We start from the raw sequence: 24462 nt of genomic DNA on the forward strand, positions 1-24462 counted from the left end.
GGCCTGCTGCGCCAGCGACGCGCTGGCCGGCAGCGGCAGCGGGTTTTCGCCCAGCTGCACGCCGCGGCCGATCACTGCGCCGTCAGCGGCGGGCACCACCGCACCGGCATTGTTGCCGTAGGCGGTGGTATCACGCGCCGGCGCGTTGGCTTCGGCGAAGTGGTAGACCAGCGTGTAATCCGGGTCGAACACCTGCTGGCCGTTGCTGCTGGCCGGAGCCTTGGCATTGCCGTAGTACATCCAGATGGTCTGCGGCGCGTTGGCGGCGACGCTGGGCACATCGACCCAGACCAGCGCCATGCCAAGCTTGGCATCGAACTGCTCCACCTGGTGGTTGAGCACGGTGCGGCCATCGGCGGAGATGAAGCGCAGATCCTTGCCGCCCTCGCCCACGCCATCGAACGAGAAGTTGCCGGTATGCAGGCGCAGCAGCACCGGCGTGCGGCCCGGGTCCGCGGCCAGGCCCGCACCCTGCGGGCCGGCATCCAGGGTGATCGGCTTGCGGTACGGCCATTCGGCCTGCCACCAGTCGGTGCTGGCGGCGGCAGCCGGCAGCGCGACCAGCGCGGCGAGCGACAGCAGCAGTCGGGGAAGTAAACGGGCCATGCGGAATCTCCGGTACGACGCGCGCACGCGTCAATAGCTGGTGCTGAGGTTGAAGTTGAAACGCGGGTCGTCCTTGGACGTGGTCGGCCCGTCGCTGTAGGGGTAGCCGTAATCCAGGCGCAGCTGCAGGTGGTCGCCGAAGCGCAGCGATGCACCGATGCCGAACGAGGCCAGGTTGTACTTGTCGTCCTGCTCGGGCAGCGGCTTGCGCAGGCGCAGGTAAGCCGCATCGGTGAAGGCATACAGCCGTGCATCGAGCCAGTTGCCGGCACGCAGTGCCGGGGTGCGCCATTCCAGGTTGACCAGACCGCCGTAATCGCCAATCGCTTCGGCCGAGAGATAACCGCGCACGGTATACATGCCACCGGCGGCGTACTGCTCAGCCGAGACCAGCGGCGCGTCGGTCATCTGCAGCGAACCGCGCGCATACCACTGCCAGTCACTGGCGAAGGTGTGGGTGTTGGCAAGCTCGCCCTTGAGCACCACGAAACTGGGATCGGCGCGATAGCGCTTCTGGTCGAATTCCGCGGTGTCGCTGCCGTAGCCAAACAGGCGACGCGTACCGACCACCAGCTGCGCGTTGAAGTTGAGCACGTCGGCCTCGCCCTGGCGCACACCGGTGATGCCAAAGGTGATCGGCGCGTATTTCAGCGGCGTGGTCATGCTTTCGTCGCCGAGGCGGGTGTCTTCCTGGGTGTCCTTGAAGTCCACGCCCAAGCTCAACTGACGCCACCAGGCGGTGCTGCTTTCCAGCTCGTAAGTCAGCTTCAGGCCGAGCGAATGGCCGTCGCCGAGCACGCTGGTGCCGCCGCCCGCGCCGCCCTGCCCGCCCACGTCGAGGACCTGGCTGTCGGACTTGTAACCGCTGAACTCGAGCCCCCACGGGGTGCCTTGGAACGGAGCTACGTACGATGCGGAAATCACCTTGGCCTGGTCGGTGTCCTGCGGCGCGGTGTACACGCTAAGCGTGGCACTGTGGCCCAGTTGCCACAGGTTGTCGTGGCCGATGGATGCGCTCAGGCGCAGGTCTTCGGTGTCGGCGCTGTGGTCGTTGTTCAGTGCGGCGCTGGCACGCCACGGCGAGCGGTCCTCCACCTGCAGGTCCACATCCATGGTGCCGGGCGTACTGCCCTCCTTGACCAGCGGCATCACCTGGCGGCGGCCGCCGCGGTTCAGCGCGGAAAGTTCGGTCTGCGCCGCGTTGAAGTCCGGCACCTGACCTTCGGCCAGGGAAGGCACCTGCTCGCGGATGCGCTCGGGGGACTCGTGCTTTGCACCGACCACGCGCAGCTGGCCGATCGGGGTCTGGTTGACCTTCAACAGGACCACACCGCCGGTGACCTGCTGCTCGGGCAGTTCCACGAACACCGACTGGTAACCGGCCTCCTGGTACAACGCCGACAGCGCGTCACGCGCGCTCTCGACATCCTGCATGGTCTTGTCGGGGCCCAGGAACGGGGTAACCGCCGTTTCAATCTGACGCGCAGTCAGCACGGTGTTGCCGCGCACCACATATTCGTTGATGGTGACCTTGGCCGCTGCCGGGGCCGCTTCTTCCGCCTGCTGCGCCCAGCCCAGCAGCGGCGACAGCAGCGCGCCCAAGGCCACGGCCAGGCGGCGGCGCGGAGAAGCAACAAAGGCGGAACGGCGCTGTGGGGAGTTCATCAGAGGCATCGCGTCGCATCGGGGAGAGCGGAGAAAGCGCCGTTGAGCGCCGGTTCCTCTTCAGGACGTGTACGGTGCGTCAAAGCCGACAGAAAATTTTCCAGAGGTGCGGAGGTCGCCATTGCCGTTGGTCGGAACGCTGGCGGCTTGGTGCCGTGGTTTCCGTCTTGCAGATGGAGACCGAAATTCCCGGAGCGCGTCATGTCGATTCTGTCCGTGCTGGTCACCGTGGCTTTGGCCACCGGAGGCGAGGCACCGCGCGACCTGCCGACGGTGCCGGTACGTGCGCCGGCTCCCGCCTGCTTGGACGTGGTGGTCAATGGCGAGCGCGTGCGGCCGTGGGCCTGCCTGCAGGAAAAGCTGACCCCACCGGCCACGCAGCCCACCCCGGCGAAGATGTCTGAAGCGGACAAGCTGATCCGCCAGCCGGGCAACCGGATGTTGCAGTACAACCTGGAAGGCACGCGGCAGCGCATGGGCAATGCCCTGGGCAACTCGGTGGTGCCGCAGCGTCCCGCGCGATGAATGCGGCTCAGCGCGCGCGCACGATGCCTTGTTCGGGCAGCGGCGGCAGCGCGGGCACCGGCAGCGGGTTGGCTTGGCCGGCCTGTTCCAATGTGACCGCCTCTGCACTGATGGCGCTGACCACGGTGGCAGGCCCCAGCCGTTCACCCACTGCCACTGCCTGTGGCAGCGCACCGTTTACTGACAGCAGTGCCAGCGGCGTGTGGTCGCCAGCGAGCACGCCGAGTACCTGTACCTGGGGTTGCACTGCACCGGGTGACATCAACGACACCAGTGGCGCTGTCAGCGCAGGGTCTACCGGATGCGGGCGCGGGGCTGCCAGCTGCACACGGGCACCGGCGGCGGTGTCCTGCGGCGCGGCGAACGCCCAGGCCCAGTACACCACCACCAGCAGCAGGGCGCTGCCGGCCAGGGCGGTAAGCAGGCGGTTACGATCCCAGAGACGCATGTCCATGCAGGTGTCCTTGCCGTGCTGTATGCGATGACGCTAGCAGGCGCTGCTGACGCTTTTGTTTCATCAAGCGGACCTAGCGTAGAGCCGGGCTTGCCCGGCTGCTTTTGGCTTGATGGGAACGCCCCAGCCGGGCAAGCCGGCTCTACATGGAAGCGCCCCAACCACCACCAGGAGATAGCGCTGATGCAACGCCGGCACGCACACGGATTCACCCTGATGGAACTGATGGTGGTGCTGGTGATCATCGGCATCTGCGCCGGCGGCATCGGCCTGGGCATGGGCACCCTGCTCGACCCGCAGCGCAAACTGCGCCAGGACGCATTGCAGCTCGCCCAGCACCTGCAGGTCGCCCGCGACGAAGCACGCATCGACGGCCGCACGATCCGCTGGCAGGCCGACGCAACGGGCTACGCGTTCAGCCGCCGCGACGGCGCGCAGTGGATCCCCCTGCAACGCGACGACCAGTTGCGCCCACGCCAGTGGCAGGCCAGCGAGGTCAGCGTGCGCCCGCGCGAGGGCATCGAACTCAGCCCCGAATGGATCGGCACGCCGTGGGAACTGGAGATCACTGCGGGTACCCAGCACCTGCGGGTAACGGATGACGGCACCGGTGCCATCACGGTGCAGCCATGAGAGGGCGCGCGCGCGGCTTCACCCTGATCGAAGTACTGATCGCCCTGGCCATCGTCGCGGTGGCACTGGCCGCAGTCATGCGCGCGGTATCGGTCGCCACCGACGACCAGGGCCGCGTGCGTGACCGCCGGCTGGCGCTGCTGTGCGCGCAGAACCGCTGGGAAGAACTGCGCCTGCAGGCCCAGCCGTTGCAGGATGCACGCTGGCTGTGTGACCAGGGGCGAAGCCGATTTCTCGGCCTGCAGCGCATCGAGCGCAGCGATGGCGTGACCACCGTGCAGCTGGCAGTGTTCCTGGAACAGGCTCCAGACCAGCGTCTGGTGTTGATACGCACACCGTGGAGTAGCAGCCAATGAAACGACAACAAGGTGGCTTCACGCTGATCGAGGTGATGATTGCGATCACGGTGATGGCGCTGCTCAGCGTGATCTGCTGGCGCGCACTGGACAGCGTGGCCAGCAGCGACCAGCGCCTGCGTGCCTCCGATGCAGAACTGACCACATCGTTGCGCGTACTGCAGCAGTTGCAGCGGGATATCGAAATGCGCGCGGACGTGCGTGCTGCTGGTGATCAGCTGATGCCTGCGGACGAACCGCAGCGGTTGCTGCCCGGTGCGCTGATCACCGCGCGTGACCCCGGCGGCAGCTTCTCGCTGGAGATCACCCGCAGCGTCGGCAGTGAAGGCACGCGCTGGCAGCGGGTGCGCTGGTACCAGCAGGGCAGCACCTTGCGGCGCGCAGCGGGCGAACCCGCAACGCAGTTTCCGCTGCCGGCCCCGGTGCTGGGACAGGCGCTCGTGGTGGCGCAGGACGTCACCCGGTTCGACGTGCAGGCCTGGCAGCCCGGCAAGGGCTGGCGAGTGTTACCGGTGCAAGGCGACGGACTGCCCGCACAGGGCCTGCAGGTGCTGGTGCAGCAGCGCGATGCGCGCGGCCCGCAGGTATTCCGGCGGGTCTTGCCGTTGTAGCGAAGAGCGGACGGGCATGGCCCGTCCCTACGCGGCGTGGCGCGCATCCCCGGGGATCAATACCCATGGGGACACGCGCCCTTTCTCATCACCGACGAATGGTCTCCTCCGCCTGCGGGAACTGGAATGCGCTGTTCGGATCGTACGAACTGACCGGCTCAGACACCTTCGGCTTCGGCTCCACGCTGCTGCTTGCACCAAACCCAAGCACCTGCACGCTGATCTCCGAAGGCCGGTTCTTGCGCGCATCATCCTGCGTCTTGCGCATCACATCCTGCGCCGCCTGGCTGGCACTGTTGGCGGCCGCACTGGCCGAACTGAGCGCGTTGACATTCACCGTGGCCAGCACCGGCAGACCGGTGCTTTCACCCTGCACCTGCACGTTGGCCGCATTGAGCACCTGCAAGGCCGCCAGGTTCACGTTACCCGACACACGGATACCCGCTTCACCGGCATCAATCGTGCCCAGCGGCGCAATCAGATCCACGTCACCCGCCGGCACTTCCGCAATCGGAGCCAGCGTGGCGATACCCGCACCGGTGGCCGGAGCCTGCGGCGAGAGGTTCACGTTGCCCCACTGGTCGTACACGCGCAGCGCCGGGGTGTACTGCACCGAGGTGAGCGCACCGCGACCGGCATTGATGTCACCGCGTGCCGACCACGCCTGGATGTCGCCACCGAAGGTGGTCATCACCCGCGACAGGCCCAACAGCAGGCTGCCATCGCTGAACATGCGGATGTCGCCCTGGCCCTGGGTGACCACACCGGCCGAGGCCGGCGGCACTTCACCCTGCACGCCCACCACGATCTGCCCGCCCGGGGCCATCATCTCGATGTTGCCGCCGGCCTGGGTGCGCACACCCGAGCCGCCGAACATCACGATGTCGCCGGTACGGTCGATGGTGGCACCGCTGGCATCTTTCTCCGGCAGCAGCGTGGCGATCGCCTCGCGGCCGCGCAGGTAGGAGCCGAAGCGCGGGCTGTCCGGGTCGTTGTACTCACGACCGCCGGCACGCAGTTCGGCGTGGTAGACCTGGCGCAGGAAGATGCGCTGCTGCGCTTCCGGCAGCGCATCGAACAGGGCCAGCGCGGCATCGCCCTTGGCCGGCACGCCGAAGCGGTCCTGCAGCCATTCCTCCAGCTCGGTCTCGTACAGCTTGACCGCCTTGCCCGGCTGCTGCGCCAGGGTCAGGTCCGGATCGGCCAGGTTGGCCGGGTCCAGATAACGGTCGCGCAGCGCCGCAAAGTCGAGCTGTTCGTTACCGGCGGTGACCGAGATGCTGGCACCCGGGCGGGTGTCGCCCTGGACCAGGCTGCCGGTGGTGGTGATGTTGGCCTTGTCTTCCTGGCGGATCTGGCGACCGGCGCTCACTTCCAGGTCGCCCGGGCCGGCAATGCGGATCGGGGTGTGGACGATGTCGCGACCGGCTTCGACGATGCTGATGTCGGTGGCAGTGTTGTTGAGTCCGCCGATGTCGCTGAGCAGGATGTCGCGGCCGGCGCGGACGTGGACCGGAGCGGCGACGTCGCTGTAAGTGAATACGGTGCGTGAAGCGCCGTAAATCGGATTCGGGTCCAGCGTCCATTGCTGACCGGTGCGCAGCCCAATGATGTCACCGTCGACGGCGTAGAAACGATTGGGTGCGCTGCCGCCGGAGCGTCCATCCTCGAACTGCAGGGTAGCGGCACCAAAGGCGAACAGCGGCAGTGCCACCTGGGGTGCCGCAGCCACTGCATCGCCGGACACATTCCCCACTACCTGCGCGCTTCCCACGGTGCCAACGAACGCAGGATCGAAAGGCGTCGGCAGCCGCGCGTCGGCACCACCGCTGCTGATGCCTACCGCCCCTGGCGTGACCAGGATGGAATCGGCTGCCAGCACCTGCAGCTCGCCGCTGGATGACGGGCGCGTGAGTAGTACCTGCTCCATTTGCGCTTCAGCGCTGGACGCACTATCCAGCTTGATGTTGCCGCTGGCCGCCAGCAGGCGGAACTGCGAGGGCAGTGTCCAGTAGCCGAGCCTCACAGGGATCCCGTCTTCCCGGATCCCGCGCTCCTCGGCACCCACGTCACGCCCCAGCGTGTGACGGTTACCCACCAGCGTGGGAGCGAGGTCACCACCGGCCGACACCACGTCCACGGCGGTCCGGTCCGTCCATAGCGAAAACCAGCTGGTGCCTGCGACCGTGCTGCCGTCGGCGAGCGTCACCGTGTTGTAGTTCACGCTGCCGACGCGGCCGGCATCGCCAACTGCACCGAGTACGGCGTCTCCGCGTGCATTCACCCGCGCCACCGCGTCACCCAGCACCAGCACCGGTCCGCCCATGGCGTCACCGCGCTGGGCCAGGAAGGGATCGGCACCCGCAAGGGTGGGGTCCAGCGCCTGGTAGCTGGCCGCGTTGGTGGCGATGCCACCCACACGCGACACCTCCAGCGACACCTGTCCGCGCAAGTTGATCAGCGCGCCGTTCAGTTCAAGGCTCTGGGTGTTGCTGTTGGAACTCTGCGACGTGGCCTGCAGGTTGGGGTTGAACGCTCCCCCACTGCGCACCTGTAAATCGCCGCCGCCGGTAATCATCAGCTCTCCATCGACGACCCGGCCGGTGGACCCGATGGCTGCCACGATCGCGGTAGAGTGACCTGCGTTTGTCCCGTTCTGGGAGTTTGTTGCAGTGCCCTGTGCGCTCTGTACGCCGAGGCTTCCGCCCGCCTCGATACGCAGGTTGCCGCCGCCGAGGGTGCCGAACCCGGCGAACCCCAACATACGGGGCGTTACATTGAATGCGTTGCTACGTACGTTGGCATAGGTGCCGAAGTTGATCCACCAGCTGGTGGATGTGGTGTTTACGCCTGCCGTTGTTCCCGTTCCCTGGCGCCACAGCCAGCTGCCCACCGCAGCACCGGAAGCGTCTGCATTGTCGCTGTTGCCGGATGAGTCCAGCATCGCGGATTCAGCCCAGGTATCGCCGTGAATATCGCCGCCAGCGACCACCTGCAGATTGCCACCGGCGTCCGGATACCACGCCTGGTAGGCAGCCAACGCCGCATCGTAGGCACCACCGGCCTGGACCGGACCCAGCAGCGCGGTTTTGCCCGGAGCCGCCGCGCGCGCCGGATTGAACGCATCGTCCAGATCCGCCCCCAGAGAGGTGGGGGTGCCGGCCGTGTACACCCCAAAGGCCGAGCGCAGCGCGACGTCACCGGCGGCGAGCAGATTCAGATCCCCTGCGCCTGTGCGCAGCACGCTCCAGGCCGGGCTGCCGATGCGGCTGTTGTACTCCGTCTCTTCCACCCATTCGCCACCACCGTAGCAGTAGCCCTCACCCAACGCACAGATCTGATCTTCGGTGTAACCCAGCGCCGCAGCGAATTCACTCGCTGGCTTGCCGGCCCAGCTCTCGTCACCCCAGATGTCGAGCGATCCTTGAGCGGAGATCAGGCGACCGCCGACTTCGCAGTAGGCTGCACCCAACGCACAGATCTGATCCTCCGTGTAGCCCAGCGCCGCTGCGAATTCACTCGCCAGCTTGCCGGCCCAGCTCTCATCGCCCCATATGTCGAGTGATCCCTGCAGAGTGATGACACGCTGCCCGACGAACCGGGTCACCGTTTCCACGGTGCGGATGGTGGCGTAATGCGTATCTGCCAGAATCAGGTCGCCAGTGGCACCGTAGTGCCGAGCACGCTTGTCGGCAGCTCCGGTGTCCGCGCCGGCGACGGCGGTGAGGTCCCACGAGGTCGTCCCTTCCGGCAGCATCGGGGCCAAGGCCCAGTTGCGTCCCTGGTTGCCACTGGCGTCGGCAGGACGCAGGTTGACCGGCTGGTCACCCGCCAGCCGGATTTCCGTCATCGACGGAATCAGCGAACCGGCCTTGAGTTCCACCGTGCTGCTGAGCCGCAGCACTGTCGGCAATGCAACCCCGGCTGGCCACTGCTGCGCCTGTACCGCCAATGCACTGTCTAACCGGAAACCGGCACCGAGTACGGACCCCGTGCCCAGATCAAGCGCGGTTGGCAACACGGTGCCGGCCGGCAAAACCTGCCCGCTGGCCGTGGTGACGCCGGCACGCAACACCGTGCCGGCTGGCAGTTTCAGGGTCGCGGCGATACGCGTGGGCATCGGCACCACGGTGCCCGCCGGCAGTGTGGTGGCTGCGAAGGGAATGGCGTAGTTGAGCGTAGCCCCTGCAACAAACTGCGTCCCGGCTTCCAGCTTGACCCCGCCGATGGGCACGATGATGTCCGCACCATACGGCGTGCGCATGCTGCCGTTGGTACTGGGCATCAGCACCCAGCCTGCCTCGTCCGGATTGACCGGCGGAGGGGCGAAGCCGTCGTTGATGCTGCCGTAGAGGCGGATGTCCCCTTCCGCGCGCAGAACCAGCGCGGCCGACTCACCGAAGCCGCGTCGCACCGGATCCCCGCGATCGGCCTGCGGCCCATAGCGGTAGCCTGACAGATCGATATCACCGGACACCACCAGATCGCCGCGCACGTTGCCGGCACCGCTGTTGGCCACGATTTCCACGCCGGGCCGCAGGCGGTAGGTCCCCAGTGCTTCCACGCGCTGCTGCAGGTCGGCATTGCCCAATGCGGCATCGAACCATGCACGGTTCTGCGGGTCCACAACCTGGTCAAGCCACGCCTGCGTGACCAGTTGCGGGCGATTGCCATTCACGTCGTCGGCCGAGGCCAGCGGCGCATCGTCATAGCGGCGGAAACCATTGACCTGGATGTCGCGCGCACCGTCGACGCGGATACCGCCAGCAACGGCCACGGCCGCGTCGTCGGCACCCACGCGCGGCACGTTGATCTTGAGCGTTCCGCGTGCCGCGCCATCGTTCTGTCCGGGAGTGCCCACAGCAACGTCGGTGCCACTGCGCAGATCAAGTACGGCGCTGCTGTCCAGTTCAACACGCCCCTGGCTGCTGGTCAGTTCGATGTCGGCACGGTTGGGGCTGTCGATGATCTTGCCGTAGCTGTCCACGCGCAGGCCGGTACCGTGCGCGTCCAGGGTTCCGTTGACCTGTACGGCATCGCGCGCGGCAAGGCGGATGCTGCCCACCTGCTCGCCACTGGCGTCAATACGACCATTCACCGCCAGCGAGCCGCCGTCGACGCTGATGTCCACGTAGCGCGCCTTCACTTCATCGCCCACCACCAGGTTGCCTTCGCCCAGCCGGAAACTACGCGCGCCGGTCACGCCACCGGTGTTCAAGCGTTGGTTGAGTCCCTGGAAGTCCTGCAGTCGACGTGCCTCCAGCACCAGTTCGCCGCCATCCCACGGGACCAGGGTGCCGCCGGCATCGGTGTGACCGCTGGCGCTGCCCAGAATCGTGCCCGCCAGGTCGACAGCACCGCCCTGGTCGCCCATGGCATTGACGGTGACGCGTCCGCCGCGGTTGTAGGTAGCGGAAACATCGATGGTCGATGCCGCCTCCGCACGCACATTCCCTTCGCTGGCGCTCAATTCCACGTCGCCGCCCCAGCTGTACTTGTCCACGTCCAGCAGGGTGATCCTGCGACCGGCCAGGTCCAGGTCAGCATTCGCGCCCAGAACGACGTCGTCCAGTGCCTTCGCCGAGAACCGACCCGAAGCGAGCTGGATGTGTCCGTCGAGCGCGATGTTCTCTGCCTGCACCGATAGTTCAGCACCCAGTGCGGCGCTGTCGCCGACAGCTGCCCCGGTATCGTGCAGTGCGAAGTTGCCCCCGGTGCGGACCGCCAACTGGGCGGCGGCTGCCCCGGTGATCAACGGCGACGTGATGTCGAGCGCACCACCGCTGTACTGCCAGCCTTCACCCGCCACATAGTCTTTCTGGTGCTGATATACGTCCAGGCTGCCCTTGCCCGAGAACAGGACACGGTCGCTGGCCTGGAGGTTGACCGATTCAAACCCGAGCACCTGCCGGGAGGCGCGCGCTTCGGAACTGCGCAGGGTGAACGCGGCCGACCCGAATTCGATGGTCGACGCCACGATGTCCAGCTGCCCGCCGCCGAGGCGATCCACCATCGCCGCACCGCTCGGTACCGTCGCATCGCTGCCGATGCGCTGGCCGGACGCCATGGCACCGTCCCACAACAACGTGTCTGCGACGATGCGTGCACGGTCGTCGGCGTCGCCGTACCCGTGGATCGCCGGCGCGCCCAGCACCAGCTGTTTCAGGCGGCTCTTGCCGGTGGCCGCGTCGCGGGTGTCCAAATCGACGCTGCCAATCACATTGATGGCGTCACGCGCGCTCAGGCTCAACGTTTCGAGCGCAGGGGCCTGGGTGGCGGTGTTGCCCTGCAGCAGCTGTTGCAGCACGTCCTGGTTCAACGTCAGCCCGGGCGGCAGGCCGCCGTTCGCAGCGAAGTCACGCAGAGCGTCGGCCTGCCCCAGGTTGATCGCCGACACGGCCAGGCCCAGACGCCGCGTGCCATAACTCGCTTGCTCGCCAATCTCGAGGCGGCCGTCGGTAGCGGCCATGATGCTGCCTTCGGAGACCACCAACGCCTGACCGCTGCAGCTTGCCTGCAGGCAGGCTCCCAACCGGATGCCAACGTTGGCGGCATCCTTGCCCGGTAGTATGTTCAGCTCGCCGTTCGAGATGGCGAAGACTGCCGATCCCTGCCCCTGGTAGAAGTAGCCATCCGTTGCGTCGTAGGAAGCAGCCCCTGCCCCCAGCGTGGACACGGTGGCACCCTGTTCAATGACGATGCCGTCGCCCCCCGATCTTGCAGTGAAGACGATCTCTGGGGCACGCAATACCGCACCGTCATGGACACGCACGCTGCTCGCGCTGCTTGTGATTTGAACGGTCGGACCGAAAAGATAGCTACCCGGGCGGAACTCGCCACCGAGCACCAGCCGCGCGGGGTTCAGGCGCGTCAGCGCATCAGCGTCGATAACCGCCCCGGATGTTGCTGCTGGCAAGATCCCATCCCATCCCACGATGTCCAGGCTGCCGGAGGCGGAGACGATGACGTTGCCACCGTAACCGGCGCTGCCTGCCGCCGCCGCAAAGTTCGCGCTGCCTGCGACCTGCAGCGCCGCCACGCCATCACGGCCTGCATCGTTGCTCAGATCCAGCTTGAGGCGCCCTGCATCGACGGTCTGCATGCCGCGAGGCAGACCGCGTCGGTCGGCGTCGCTGGCGATGAAACTGTTGTAACCCGTCTCGTTGTAGCCGGAATGCCGACGGACCACATCGGCCGGCGTGATCAACAGGTCCGTCAGCAACGGCGAGAGGCTGCCGGCCATGCCGCGGCCTTGTTGTCCCGAAACTCGCCAGGATCCAGTGCCGGTGGCCACCGCGCCGCCGACGCCGGTGGTGCCGGTAGCCCCCAGCTCCACGCGGAATGCACCCGGTTGCAGCGCGTAAACGGCCGGCATCAGTGTGTAGGTGCCAGCGGCGAGGCCGGGCACACCGGCGGGCACCACAATGCGCTGCCCCAGTGTCGGGTCGGTGCTGCCCTGCCCCATGTCCACCGGCGCGACGCTGCCCGTGTAGCCCGGCACGATGGCGTAGACCGCATTGCCCGGATCGCTGAACGCGTACGCGGGGTTGGCATCCGCCAACGGTGCACGCAGGATGTCCACCGACCCCCCGCGGCCACTCACATACCCGGCCCCGGTCAATGTGCCGCCTCCGGACATGTCCAGCAGTGCCTGCTCCTCGACGACAGTCTGCCGCGCATTGAAGGTAATGCCGATGGGTGCACCGCCGGCACCCACACTGCCGCCAATGTTCTGGGGCGTGGTCTGCGTGCCGTTCACGTACCACTGCAGACCATCCACCGTTCCGCCGTAGGGCAGTGACAGTCCCGCCGCGCTGGTGGAGGTGATGCTGCCGGGCAGCAACGTCACCGTGGCACCCTTGCTCTGATTGTCGAATCCGCCCAGCAGAAGCGTTCCCAGCGGAGCGCGCACCACGCCGCCCTGCTCGAGGGTGGGTGCAATCAGGTCCAGCGTGCCGAACACTGACTGCGGCATACTCGCCGTCGTCCCCTCGGTACGGTGGATGCGCAGTTCGGCGTCCGCGTTACCCCACCTCAAGGTGCCGCCGTTGCCGATCGCTGTGGGCATCAGGCCAGCACCAATACCGGCACGCGCGCCGGTGGTGGGATAGATCTGTGCGGCGGTGATGTCGAGCAGGGAGGGCGCTGCCAACTGGGTGTAGCCATTGGCACTACCGGCGGTGTTGGCGGCTTGGAGACGGATGTCGCCGCCACTGCGCAGTTCGGCCTGGTCGAAGCCTGCAAGATTGACGATGTCACGGATGTCGATCAAGTCGGCATCGGCCCGAAGCGAGTGTCCCGCCTCTGCGGCCAGCTCCGGTGTCACTGGCCGCTTCAGATTCTCTCCGGTAATCGGGCGCCACGTCGCCTGCGCGAGCTTCAGATAGGGCGCAACAAGGTACAGTGCGCTCTGCTCCGGGGCCTCCGGTGCCATGCCCAGACTTCCATGAATGCGAAGACTGCCGTCCATGGCAAGCGACAGGTCGCCAGACGCACGCACGTCACCGAACAGTGACAGGTGTTCGAATCCGCCCTGCTGCAACTGCTGCGTGCTGAGGTAGGCATGCCCACGCGCCGGATTTGCCGGATCGCTGTCGAGGTCGCGCGACTGACCGATCTGCAGCGTGCGGGCGACCAACAAGTGGTCGGCCGCATTGCTGGCGTACGTCGCTCCGCCAAAGGCGATGCCAAGTGTGCCGCCTTCAGCCTGGCTGCCACCGGCCGCTGCCATCAGCGTGCCTTCCAGGTACAGTGCGTCAGCCGACCGCACAACGATGCGTCCGCCGTTGGTGTCGATCTGCTGCTCGCCTCGTCCCTGTACGTCCAGCCGCGCCGTGGTGCCGGAGGCATCCAGCCGCGCTCCCTGGTCGATAACCACGAACGCCTCGACGGGATCGACCAGCGCGTTGCGCGCTTCCCAATCCAGGTCACCGCCGAGGGTGATCTGCCCGCCGTCATGCACGATGCCCTGGCGACGGCCGCTGGCATCGGCCTGCACGAAGCTGTCAGCGCTTGCATCCAGCACTGCGGTATCACCCAGACGCCATGTCCGCGTCCCCGCTGCCCCTCCGAACAGGGCCAGCGGATTGCGGACTTCTTCCAGCGCAATGGTGCCGCCATGCGCCCGCAGAGTGCCGTCAACGGAGATGTCGCCAGCCGCGCGCAGGGTGATCGCCTGCCCGCTGTCCACCTCGACCAGCGCGCGCTCTCCTACCTGCAGATATCCTCCCTGGAAGGCGCGCTCCGAACGCAGAGTCACGCTGGCCCCTGGACGCTGGCTGACACCGCCGGAAACGGGATCGGCCTGATACAACGGTGCCAGCCAGGCTTCCAGCGCAGACGCGCCATCCGTTGCGGTCAACGCACCGGTGCTGGCGCGCACTACCGGGCGGACCACGGTCAACTGCGTCCCGTCGGCTACTGTCAGTCCGTCATGACCATTGATGTCGTAGGAAGCGAAGCCGCTGGAGAACACCGATGTATCCACCGCCACATCGCCATTGGTTGCGCCTTTGCCGAGCCGCACATTGCCGCCGGCCTCCAGACTGTAGGTGCCGCTGCCGGTGCCACCCAGCGCACTGAAGCGGACGCCCTCACCCATACGCACACGACCCGAGCCATCGCTGGTGACACGACCATCATCGGCGCGCAGCAGCGCGCTGCCTCCCTTGCCAATGGCCACATCTCCATGGGTGTCCACGCTGCCGCCGGCGTCCAGCAGGATCCGGCTTGCGTCCGCCAGCACCACATCATGGCTGCTTTCCAGCTGGATGCTGCCACCATCGGACCATGCCGACCGGTTCGTCGCGGCGGCATCCAGGTAAAGATTGGTCCAGGTGCCGGACAGGTCGACAAGCGCGCTTTCGCCCAATGCCACCTCGCCCCGACCGTCCCGCAGCAATGCCTGTGGCGATCCCAGCACGGTGATCACATTGCCGGCATAAAGCGAACCACCGTGCGCGGTGATCGTCCCGTTGAGCTGCACCTGTGCCGCTGCTAAGGCCAGTGCGCCGCCGTCCTGAAGGCTCAGCGCGCCGTCGACGCTGATCGACCCGGAGGTCATCAGGTCCAGCCGTCCCCATTGCTGTGCGCTGAGGGTGTCGGCGTCCATCCAGAACGTGTTGCGGCGCGAGGCGTCCAGCGGGGAAGCTGGATCCACTACAGCGGGTGAAACCAGGCTGTCACCAATACGCACCTCGGTGGCGAAGGTGCCATCGCGGCCTTGCGCGCCATAGCTGCCGAGCAGCAGTGCGGCGTTGCGTGCCACGGCCGTCTGCGCCTGGCCATAACCGTCCACGTCAACATCGGGTCCCCGGTCCTGACGCACGCCCTGGAAGGTGCTGGTGTCGATAGCGCCCTCCAGTACGACCGTCGGCGCGGATATCTTCAGCTGGCCGGCGTCGCGCCCGACGGTGTAGCCATTTTCCACCCGGGTTTCGCTGGCGATCAACGGGCTGCGGAAGGCTTCAGTGACCCCCCATCGCGCATGCTCGCTCTCGAAGCCACGGTACAACCCGGCGAAGACCATCGCCGCCGGTGCGTCGTCCAGGCGATACAACTGGCCGTCGTTGCCACGCAGCCAGGTCTGGCGAATGGTGCCGGTGGCCACATCCAAGGTGCCGCCGGACAGATTGATGCGCGAACCAGACTGAGTGACCACTTCGTTGCCGCCCAGCAGCACGCTGCCCCCCTGCGCGGCCCACTCACCAATGGAGTGCGCCTGCGTTCCCAGGTAGCCACCGACTTCGAGAAGCCCGCCCGCGGCATACCAGCGGTCCGCCTCATACCCACCCGTGCCTGCCGCCACGTGGATCAACTGGCGACGGTCGATCCACGCCTCATTGTTGTTCAGGCTGTTGAGCTTGCCGCTGTCGCGGTTGTCCGGCGAATCCCGCAGCTCATTGCCCTGTACGTTGATCTTGACGTTGTTGCTCTCCATTGCCACCTGGACGCCGGTCGCGCCGGCCACGTCCACGCGCGCGCCATCTGCAAGGAAGCTGCGACCGGCCGCGTCCACCACCACCTGGCCCCCAGTGGCCAGGGTCAGCGACTGACCCTCGAAGGCGACATTGCCGCCGGAAACAATCTCGATGCGGGACTGGTCGCGACGGTCGTTCATGCGAGACAGATTATCGAAGGTGCCGCTGTTGCTGGTGGCACGCAGCGGGTCCTGCACGGCGGACTCGGCGATCAACGCATCGCGCTGGCTGTCCAACACCGTGGTCTTGCCATCACCTTCGATCAGAACGGCGGTGGTGGAGCCTTCCGCGAGCGTGACCGAACCGGAGCGGTCGCTGATGGCATTCAACAGATGAACGGTGCCGCGCTGGTTGACGGTGGTGGTGGCCACAGCCACGCCGCCCTGTTCGACGCTGCGTCCGGCCAGAGTGACATCACCTTCGCGGGCCTGGATCAGACCGGTGTTGCTGACCTGTCCGGAGCTGCTGTCGTTGACAAAGCGCGGTGCCACTTCATTGCCGCGCGTGGTGGATGCGGCGTTCTGCGCCGTGCCTACGCCTCGGCGAATCACGAAGGAATCGCCTGCCGCCAGCTGTGTCTGGCCCTTGACTGTGTCGATCTGGCCCGCGTTCTCTACGTTGCGACCGGCCAACAGCACGTAGCCGCCGCCACGGGTCGCCGTAGACGGCTCCTGTGTGGTGATACGAGCGCCGCGCTCCACCACCACGTCGCCAAAGGCATCGGTCAGGGCGGCGGTGTTGTTATCCGCGCTGTACAGTCCATGTTCCTTGAACTGCGTATCGCTGATCCGTGCCGCAGCCGCCACGAGGTTGCGTACATTCACCTGGCTGTTGTTACCGAACACCACACCGTTTCGGTTGGCAACGAAAACGCTGCCCGGGGCCTTCAGCTGACCCAGAATCTGGCTGGGGCGGGCACTGGGATCGTTGACGCGGTTGAGCACGGCCCAGTCGACATTCTGGCCAAAGCTCAGGGTCGTATTCGCGCCGATGTTGAACGTTTCCCAGTTCAGAATCGCCTTGTCGGCCGTCTGCTCGATGCTGACTTCGACCTGTCCATCCGCCCCGGATCGTTGAATGGCTTCGCGCGCGTTCAACCAGCCGCGGGTGAGCGGATTTTCATCGACCTTCAGGCCGCCTTCGCCAAGACCATCCACGACGAGGTAGCCCGCATTGCGCAGGCTCTGGCGGGCCTGCTCCTGCATCCGTTGCTGCAAGGCGACCGCCTGGGCGGCACTGCCGAGGTTCTCAATGGACTGCTGCAGCTTCTGTCGGGCGGCATCCTGCTGCTGGGTGGGTTGGCCGAAGTTGACCGGTGCGCCGTTGGGCATGCGGCCGCTCTGCGCGGCACCGGCCTGTGCGGCCCCCTTGTCGGCGAACCACGCCGGACTGAAGGCCTGCTGCGCCGCTGCCGGCACCGTCATGGAACCCAGTGCCATGGCGATGGCCCATGCCATCGGATGGTTGTCCAGGGGGCGGCGGGAAGTAGCGGTACCGCGCAGGGCGGTCGAATGCGGGTGCGACATCGGAACCTCAACCGGAAGGCCCGCCCAGGCGGGCGGTTGCTGAATGGGTGTGGCCGCCCAAGACCCGGCCACGCACCTGTTAGACGGTGGCGACGGCACAAAGCCGACAGACGTGTTCGAAGCTCGTTAAACGAAAAGGGTGCCGGCATCGCTGCCGGCACCCATGCGCATCAATCCGTGACGCCGATCAATCAGACCGGGCGACCCGAGGTGCCGCAGGTAGCGGCATTGCCAAGACCGTTGACCGAGCTGCTCTCCACCAAGTTGTTGCGGATGGCTTCGCGCCAGGTGCGGGTCAGCGGAATGAACCCGCGCGCGCGCACGGCGTTATCATTCGTGCCGGTAACACCCAGGTTGTAATGGGTCTGCAGGAACAGGCGCAGCTGGTTGGTCACGGCGAGCGCCTTGTAGCACTGGCCAATGTCGAAGTTGGTGTAGCCGGCGATCGGGTAACCGTCGGACGGGTTGGTGAACACCGGCACCCACTTGGACGGATCGGCAAGGTCAGCAGCCGTGCTCGGCGGAGCGATCAGGTCGAGGGTCTGGCTAACATTGACTTCGCTCGGCGACTTGTCACGCAGCTTGGCGACCTTGGTGGCGTCGCTCAGGTTCGGGATCACGTCCGGACCGACGTAACCGATGCGGCCTTCCTGCGCGTACACCGCGGTGTACAGCGAGGTGCCACCGGTGGCCGGCGCGGCCACGAAGTTGGCCGGAACGACGTTGCCGTCGAACAGATTGGCAAACGTCGACTGCACCGAGAACACTTCGCCCTTCAGGGTGCTGGTCGCGATCGGATGGGCAACGCACATGGTGCTCAGGAAGCGGGTCAGCAGTTCGCTGGTGCCGCTGCTTTCCGGACGGTAGACGACCTGGATCGCACCGGTACGACCGCTGTTTTCCACGCCTTCCCAGGTGGTGATGGTGCCGGCAAAGATGCCGCACAGGTTGGCGTCGGAAATGTTCAGCGCATCACCGGCCTTGTTGAATGGAATGGTGACCGAGGTCGCCACCGACGGGAACTGCAGGATCGGGCCATAGGTGGGGCGGAAGTTGGTGTTGTAGGTGCTGATTTCGGTGGCGCTCAGCACCGAATCGCTACCGGCGAAGTGCACGGTACCGGTGGTGTTGAACAGCGCCGAGTTGTTGGTCAGGAACGCGGTCTTGCCGGTACCCGAGCCGGTCACGGCGTAGCTGAAGTTCGACGGCAGGATGCTGTCGGTCGAGCCCTTGTACAGGTCGGCCGGCAGCGAAGCGCCGCCGCCCTTGATGGCGACCTGGGCCGAGGCAACGCCAGCGACCGACATCAGAGCGGTGGCAACCACCGCGGCGAGGATCTTGTACTTGTTCATGGTCTTCTCCAGAAGGGTTCTACTACGAAGTTGAAACACCGAGGGAGGAACAACTACTGCACCTGCTGCCGCCCGGGGACCTCCCAGTCCGCGCTGCGGCGACGGGAGTGATGCTGGGCTTCGTGGATGACAGTGCGCTTTAAAAAGGTGTGGAACTCGCTGTAATAGTCTGGAGAACTGTGTGGAGTTTCTTTCGAACGGGAACTTTCATCACGCTTCGCAGCATTCAGTTGACGAGCTGATTCATTTCCATGATCGGCATCAGCACGGCGAGCACGATGGTGAGCACCACACCGCCCATCACCAGAATCATTACCGGCTCGAGCAACGCAGTCAGCGTCATCGCACGTCGTTCGATCTCACGCGATATGGTCTGTGCAGCGCGCTCGAGCAACGGAGCCAGCGCACCGGTCTTTTCGCCACTGGCGACCAGATGCACCAGGATGGGCGGAAATACCCTCTGCACTTTCAAAGCAGCACCCAGCGGTGCGCCTTCGCGCACGCGTGAAGCGACCTCGTCTGCGGCCTTGGCGAGGAATGCATTGCTCATGGTCTGCCGTGCCGCGTCCAGCGCGCGCAGCAGTGGCACACCAGCGTCAATCAGAATGGCCAACGTGGACGCAAAGCGTGCGCTGTTCACGCCGATGAGGAAGCGGCCCACCATCGGCACGCGCAACAGGGTGGCATCCCAGCGCAGGCGCAACTCCGGCCGGCGCAGCGCCATACGCCACGCCACGATCAATGCACCAATGCCCAAACCGACCCAGATGCCCCACTCGCGGGTGAAGGCACTGGCCTCCAGCATCACCCGCGTCAACAGCGGCAGGGTCTGCCGCGCCTGCACGAATGCGGTGACCACCTGTGGCACCACGTAGCTGAGCAGAAAGATCACAATCGCCACCGACACCAGGCTGATCGCGCCGGGATAGATGAACGCGGTGATGACCTTGGCCTGCAGCGCGTTGCGCTCTTCGATGTAGTCAGCGAGGCGCTCCATCACCCGGCCGAGGTCGCCGGAGTCCTCACCGGCGCCCACCAGGGCGCGGTAGATGGGCGGGAAATCGCGTGGGCGTGCGGCCAAGGCCACGGTCAGGCGCTGGCCGGCACGTACGTCGGTGCGCACCGCGGTGAGGGCCTGCACCACGTGCGCCTGCTCGGCCTGCTCGATCACCGCACTGAGCGCGGCCTCCAGCGGCAGGCGTGCAGCTAGCAGACTGGAGAGTTGACGTGTCGCCCACGCCAGCTCGGTCGCGCTGAGTGCGCGTCGCCGCCAGTTACCGGCGTTGGCGCTGACCGGACGCAGTTCCACCGGGGTCAGTCCGCGGCCTTTCAGTGCCTGGCGAGCGCCCTTGGCACTGTCGGCATCCAGCCGTCCCTTTTCGGTACTGCCGCTGGCGGTGAGCGCCTGATAGTCGAACTGAGGCATGGCGGCTGCCTCAGTCGTCGCCGGTCACGCGCAGGATCTCCTCGCGCGTGGTGATGCCCTGGTCAACCCAGCGCATGCCGTCCTCGCGCAGGGTGCGCATGCGGGCCACGCGCGCGGCCTCGCGCAACGCGGGCTCGCCCTGCCCTTCGTGGATGAGCGCACGTACGCGGTCGTCCACTACGAACAGCTCATGGATGCCGGTGCGTCCCTTGTAGCCGCTGTTGGCGCAGGCCGGGCAGCCCACCGCTCGCCATTCCGGCTGGCCGTTCGCATCCACGCCTTGTGTCTTGCAGTGCACGCAGAGCCGCCGCACCAGCCGCTGGGCGAGCACGCCGCGCAGTGACGACGCGAGCAGGAACGGCTCCACGCCCATGTCGGCCAGGCGGGTCACCGCCGAGATGGCGTCGTTGGTGTGCAGCGAGGCCAGCACACCATGACCGGTGAGCGAGGACTGCACGGCGATCTGTGCGGTCTCCAGATCGCGGATCTCGCCGATCATGATGGTGTCCGGGTCCTGGCGCAGGATCGCGCGCAGCGCGGTGGCGAAGGTCATGCCGATGCGCGCGTTGACCTGGATTTGGCCGATGCCGGCGAAGTCGTACTCCACCGGGTCTTCCACGGTGAGGATGTTGGCGGTGTTGCTGTCGAGCTGGCCAAGCGCGGCATACAGCGAGGTGGTCTTGCCGCTGCCGGTGGGCCCCGTGACCAGCACGATGCCGTGCGGCTGGCGGATCAGCCCGGTGAAGGTGGCGAGGGTGTCGTCGGCCATGCCCAGTCGCTGCAGCTGCAGTCGGCCGGCGTCTTTTTCCAGCAGGCGCAGCACGGCGCGCTCGCCGTGGCCAGTGGGCACGGTGGAGACGCGGATGTCCAACGGCCGGCCGCCCACGCGGATGGCGATGCGGCCGTCCTGCGGCAGACGTTTCTCGGCGATGTCCAGGTGCGCCATGATCTTGATGCGCGAGACCAGCGCGGCATGCAATGCGCGGCGCGGCTGCACCATGTCGCGCAGGGTGCCGTCCACCCGGTAGCGGACCACCGAATGGGTCTCGAACGGTTCGATATGCAGATCGCTGGCACCGTCGCGCGCCGCCTGGGCCAGCAGCGCATTGATCATGCGGATCACCGGGGCGTCGTCCTGCGCGTCGAGCAGGTCGGTGATCTCGGGCATGTCCTGCATCAGCCGGTCCAGATCGACCTCGCTTTCGGCTGCGCCCACGAGTGCCGCGGCATCGCCGCCGTCGCGGTACTGCTCGCCCAGTCGCTGCTGCCAGGGGGCGTCGTCGATCACCTCGAAGCGCAGCGCGCCATAGCGGCGACGCAGTTCGGCCACCGCCCACGCGGGGGTGGCGGCGGTGCCCAGCAGCACGCGCTCCTCGCCCGCGTGGGTCAGCAGCACGTTTTGTGCGCGGGCCCAGGCGTACGGCAGGGGCGGCAGTTCGCGGGCGGCGCTCACGGTTCGATCACCAGTTCGGGCGTGTAGCCCAGGCTGCGCAGCTGCTGCACGGCCGGGTCGAGCTTGGCCGGTTCGCGCGGCACGCGCACCCGCAGGCGCAGGCCGTTGCCGGAGACCGCTTCGCTGTAGGCGGGCAGACCCAGTGCACGAACCTGGGCGACGGCCTGCTCGGCGCGTGCGGCATCCAGGTTCTGTGCGAACTGCAGCAGCTGCACCGGGCTGTCGGACTGCGCGTTCAAGGTGCTCACCGAACTCTGCGCCGGCGCACCGGACTGCAGCGAACGGGTGCCGCCCTCGCCCAGCACCGGCAGGTCCTGCGGCGGCAGCTGCGGGGCCTGCATGTCCGGCAGTGCCCAGCTGGACAACGGCTGCACGCTGGCCTGCGCGTTGCGCATGTAGTCGTAGCGGTCGCGGGTAAGGCGCTGGCCGGCGGCGGGATCGCGCACGACGTGGGGCCGCAGGAACACCATCAGGTTGGTCTTGGAGCGATTGCGGGTGTCGCTGCGGAACAGCGCACCCAACAGCGGAATGCGGCCAAGCCCCGGTACCGCATCGCGACCATGGCTGACGCTGTCTTCCAGCAGGCCACCCAGCACCATGATCTGGCCGTCGTCGAGCAATACGCTGGTGTCGAGCGCGCGCTTGTTCGTGACAATGCCGATGCTCTCGTTGGAGCGCTGGTTGTCGATGCTGCTGACTTCCTGGTAGATGTCCAGCTTGACCGTGCCACCTTCGGAGATCTGCGGGCGCACCTGCAATTTCAGGCCGATGTCCTCGCGTTCGATGGTCTGGAACGGGTTGTTGCTGCCGCCACCGCCATCGGTGACATAGCGGCCGCTGACGAAGGGCACGGTCTGGCCGACCATGATGCTGGCCTTCTCGTTGTCCAGCGTCATCAGGTTGGGCGTAGACAGAATGTTGGCCCCGCCCCGGCTCTGCAGCGCATTGGCCAGTGCTTTCAGATTGAGGATTTCGCCAACACCCGGCAGGTTGATGGTGCCGTCGATCACGCCGATGTTCAGCCCGTCCTTGGCCAGCGCGTCCAGCGTGGTGGTGGCCCCGGTATTGAGGCCACTGCCGCCAAAGCGGGTGCCGCCGAAGGTACGCCCATTGCCCAGCATCCACTGCACGCCCAGTTCGGCGGCATCGGTGGCGGTCACTTCCACGATCAGGCTTTCCACCAGCACCTGGGCGCGGCGCTGGTCGAGCTGGTCGATCACTTTGCGCAGATTGCGGTACACCGGTTCCGGTGCCGAGATCAGCAGTGTGTTGGTGGTCGGGTCCGGTTGCACCGAGATGCCGTTGTGACTGAAGCCGGTACCCTCTTCCTGACCATTACCGGCCGCATCCAGCCGCTGCGAACCGGGCAGTCCGTTGGCGGCGCTGCCGTTCTGCGCCGTGCTCTGCTGCGTGCTGGTGCTCTGCGTCGTGCCTGCCGAAACGGAGCTGCCTGCGGCGGGAGTGATGGCCAGCGGGTCGCTGGCGCGCGGCGCGTCGGTCTGTCCGGCGACCACGCCGCGCAGCACCTTGGAAAGCGCAGTGGCCTGCGCGTTGCGCAGGTACACCACGTGCAGGTTGCCGCTTTCATCCTGCGCACGATCCAGCTTTTCCACCAGCTGCCGGGCTAACCGCGTGCGTGCGGGACTGCTGGAGCGCAGCAGCACGCTGTTGCTGCGTGGGTCGGCCATCACCACTACTTTCTGGGTGGCTTCATTGCCCTGCGCATCCAACAACGGGCTGACCATCGCCGCGACATCCACCGCGATACCCTGCTGCAGCTTGACCACATCGGTGTCCATGTTGGCCGGCGTGTCCAGGCTGGCGATGATGCGTGCGATGCGGTCGAGGTTGTCGGCGTAGTCGGTGATGACCAGGCTGTTGCTGGCCGCCGAAGCCGTGATGGGATTGTCAGCGGCAATCATCGGCCGCAGCACCGGCACCAGCGCGGTGGCATTTTCAAAGCGAAGGGTGAAGGTGCGGGTGACCACTTCGCCTCCCGCCCCACTGCCGCCCACGGGCCCGCCGAGCAGCTTGGCGTCGGCCTGCGGTACCACGCGAGTGACACCCTTGCCTTCCACCACGGCAAAGCCACGCATCCGCAGCGCACTCACCAGCAACTGGTAAGCCTGCGCGCGGTCCACCGGGCCATCGGAGACCACGGTCATCTTGCCGGTGACTTTGGGGTCGACCAGAAACTGGCGTCCGGTGAAGCGGGCAGCCATGCGCAGCACGCCGCCGATATCGGTATCAACCAGGTTCAACTGCACCCGCTCGTCGGCGGTTGCGGCTGCCGCACTCTGGGCGTTGGCCATCGGCTGCGCCTGCAGCAGCGCGATCGCCAGCGTGATCGCCGCCCACTTCCCTGCGCGCGGCTGGCTCATTGCGTGCCACCGCCGCCGTTGCCCTGCCCCATCACGATCGTGCCAGACACCCGTGCCACCGCCATGTTGGGATCTCCCGTGCGTTCCAGTTTCAGTTCCTGCAGCGGCGCAGCCGGGTCGGCCAACACCGGCAGCAGCCAGTTCCATAGGGCGTCAGCTGGCGCATCACGCACAGCCAGCTGCCAGCGCCCGTGCGCGTCATCCAGGGTGATATAGCGATTCAGTCCGCTGGCCTGCAGCTGCGTGCGCAATGCGGCGGTATCGAGCTCGGCGGCCTGTTGCTGGCGTTGTGCCGTGCTCAACAGGCCTTGCAGTTCCTGCTGCTGTGCGCGCAGTCGGGGCAGCTCGCCCTGCCAGTGGGTGCGCTGCTTCTGCAGCGGCTCCCACCAGCCTACCCACAGCCCCGCCCCGACGATGGCCAGGAACATGAGCAGCAGCATGCCGCGCTCGCGCGCGGCCAGTCCGCGCCAGCGCTGCAGCAGCGCCGAAGCGAAG

The 24462-nt window shown here is 66.7% G+C and carries 13 protein-coding genes; 4 read left to right on the top strand and 9 right to left on the bottom strand.

Annotated features, from left to right (window positions below; translation table 11 throughout):
- The coding region (locus EGJ34_RS12395; RefSeq protein ID WP_125360784.1) for a DUF2341 domain-containing protein at window positions 1-606 on the bottom strand (606 nt) is incomplete at its 3' end.
- Between the two features lie 30 nt (window positions 607-636).
- A complete protein-coding gene (locus tag EGJ34_RS12400; RefSeq protein WP_125360785.1) occupies window positions 637-2271 on the bottom strand; it encodes a ShlB/FhaC/HecB family hemolysin secretion/activation protein in 1635 nt (544 codons plus the stop codon).
- A 201-nt stretch (window positions 2272-2472) separates the two neighbouring features.
- Between EGJ34_RS12400 and EGJ34_RS12405 the strand changes: the two genes are divergently transcribed.
- Window positions 2473-2796: a hypothetical protein gene (locus EGJ34_RS12405; RefSeq protein ID WP_125360786.1), complete on the top strand. Its 324-nt coding sequence runs from the start codon at window positions 2473-2475 to the stop codon at window positions 2794-2796.
- Between the two features lie 7 nt (window positions 2797-2803).
- Here EGJ34_RS12405 and EGJ34_RS12410 read toward each other — a convergent pair whose 3' ends face one another.
- Window positions 2804-3250, bottom strand: a complete 447-nt coding sequence (locus tag EGJ34_RS12410; RefSeq protein ID WP_125360787.1) for a general secretion pathway protein — start codon at window positions 3248-3250, stop codon at window positions 2804-2806.
- A 183-nt stretch (window positions 3251-3433) separates the two neighbouring features.
- Between EGJ34_RS12410 and gspH the strand changes: the two genes are divergently transcribed.
- From gspH to EGJ34_RS12425, 3 genes are read left to right on the top strand one after another with little or no spacing between them, the layout of a single operon-like run.
- Complete coding sequence (gene gspH / locus EGJ34_RS12415) at window positions 3434-3883, top strand: type II secretion system minor pseudopilin GspH (protein WP_125360788.1); 450 nt, start codon at window positions 3434-3436, stop codon at window positions 3881-3883.
- Window positions 3880-4239, top strand: coding sequence for a type II secretion system minor pseudopilin GspI (gspI, locus tag EGJ34_RS12420; RefSeq protein WP_125360789.1), 360 nt, complete (start codon window positions 3880-3882; stop codon window positions 4237-4239). The genes gspH and gspI overlap by 4 nt, the downstream gene beginning before the upstream one ends.
- The gene (locus EGJ34_RS12425; RefSeq protein WP_125360790.1) at window positions 4236-4850 is read left to right on the top strand and encodes a prepilin-type N-terminal cleavage/methylation domain-containing protein; all 615 of its coding nucleotides are present in this window, start codon (window positions 4236-4238) and stop codon (window positions 4848-4850) included. Before gspI ends, EGJ34_RS12425 begins: the two co-directional genes overlap by 4 nt.
- 88 nt (window positions 4851-4938) lie before the next feature.
- On the opposite strand, the gene EGJ34_RS12430 is transcribed toward EGJ34_RS12425, so the two are convergent.
- The 6 genes from EGJ34_RS12430 to gspM all read right to left on the bottom strand — a co-directional run bounded on the left by EGJ34_RS12430 (window position 4939) and on the right by gspM (window position 24449).
- Window positions 4939-17355 (bottom strand): filamentous haemagglutinin family protein, encoded by a 12417-nt coding sequence (locus EGJ34_RS12430; protein ID WP_125360791.1) that lies wholly within the window; start codon window positions 17353-17355, stop codon window positions 4939-4941.
- A gap of 191 nt (window positions 17356-17546) precedes the next feature.
- On the bottom strand, window positions 17547-18707 hold the full coding sequence (locus tag EGJ34_RS12435; protein ID WP_125360792.1) for a substrate-binding domain-containing protein: 1161 nt from the start codon (window positions 18705-18707) through the stop codon (window positions 17547-17549).
- 226 nt (window positions 18708-18933) lie between these two features.
- Window positions 18934-20133 (bottom strand): type II secretion system inner membrane protein GspF, encoded by a 1200-nt coding sequence (gspF, locus tag EGJ34_RS12440; RefSeq protein WP_125360793.1) that lies wholly within the window; start codon window positions 20131-20133, stop codon window positions 18934-18936.
- 10 nt (window positions 20134-20143) lie between these two features.
- Window positions 20144-21586 carry a type II secretion system ATPase GspE gene (gene gspE / locus EGJ34_RS12445; RefSeq protein WP_125360794.1) on the bottom strand — a complete coding sequence of 481 codons (1443 nt, stop codon included), beginning with the start codon at window positions 21584-21586 and terminating at the stop codon, window positions 20144-20146.
- Window positions 21583-23898 (bottom strand): type II secretion system secretin GspD, encoded by a 2316-nt coding sequence (gspD, locus tag EGJ34_RS12450; RefSeq protein ID WP_312023027.1) that lies wholly within the window; start codon window positions 23896-23898, stop codon window positions 21583-21585. The genes gspE and gspD overlap by 4 nt, the downstream gene beginning before the upstream one ends.
- 65 nt (window positions 23899-23963) lie before the next feature.
- Window positions 23964-24449 carry a type II secretion system protein GspM gene (gene gspM, locus EGJ34_RS12455; protein ID WP_125360796.1) on the bottom strand — a complete coding sequence of 162 codons (486 nt, stop codon included), beginning with the start codon at window positions 24447-24449 and terminating at the stop codon, window positions 23964-23966.
- Window positions 24450-24462: the final 13 nt, after the last annotated feature.

Origin of the sequence: Stenotrophomonas sp. 278 (assembly GCF_003935715.1) — a bacterium.
Lineage (GTDB): Bacteria > Pseudomonadota > Gammaproteobacteria > Xanthomonadales > Xanthomonadaceae > Stenotrophomonas > Stenotrophomonas maltophilia_AH.

Coding starts and splice junctions, on each gene's coding strand:
- EGJ34_RS12410 (WP_125360787.1), bottom strand. CDS start 3,250: ATGGACATGCGTCTCTGGGATCGTAACCGCCTGCTTACCGCCCTGGCC.
- EGJ34_RS12425 (WP_125360790.1), top strand. CDS start 4,236: ATGAAACGACAACAAGGTGGCTTCACGCTGATCGAGGTGATGATTGCG.
- gspF (WP_125360793.1), bottom strand. CDS start 20,133: ATGCCTCAGTTCGACTATCAGGCGCTCACCGCCAGCGGCAGTACCGAA.
- gspD (WP_312023027.1), bottom strand. CDS start 23,898: ATGGCCAACGCCCAGAGTGCGGCAGCCGCAACCGCCGACGAGCGGGTG.
- gspI (WP_125360789.1), top strand. CDS start 3,880: ATGAGAGGGCGCGCGCGCGGCTTCACCCTGATCGAAGTACTGATCGCC.
- EGJ34_RS12435 (WP_125360792.1), bottom strand. CDS start 18,707: ATGAACAAGTACAAGATCCTCGCCGCGGTGGTTGCCACCGCTCTGATG.
- EGJ34_RS12400 (WP_125360785.1), bottom strand. CDS start 2,271: ATGAACTCCCCACAGCGCCGTTCCGCCTTTGTTGCTTCTCCGCGCCGC.
- gspH (WP_125360788.1), top strand. CDS start 3,434: ATGCAACGCCGGCACGCACACGGATTCACCCTGATGGAACTGATGGTG.
- EGJ34_RS12430 (WP_125360791.1), bottom strand. CDS start 17,355: ATGTCGCACCCGCATTCGACCGCCCTGCGCGGTACCGCTACTTCCCGC.
- EGJ34_RS12405 (WP_125360786.1), top strand. CDS start 2,473: ATGTCGATTCTGTCCGTGCTGGTCACCGTGGCTTTGGCCACCGGAGGC.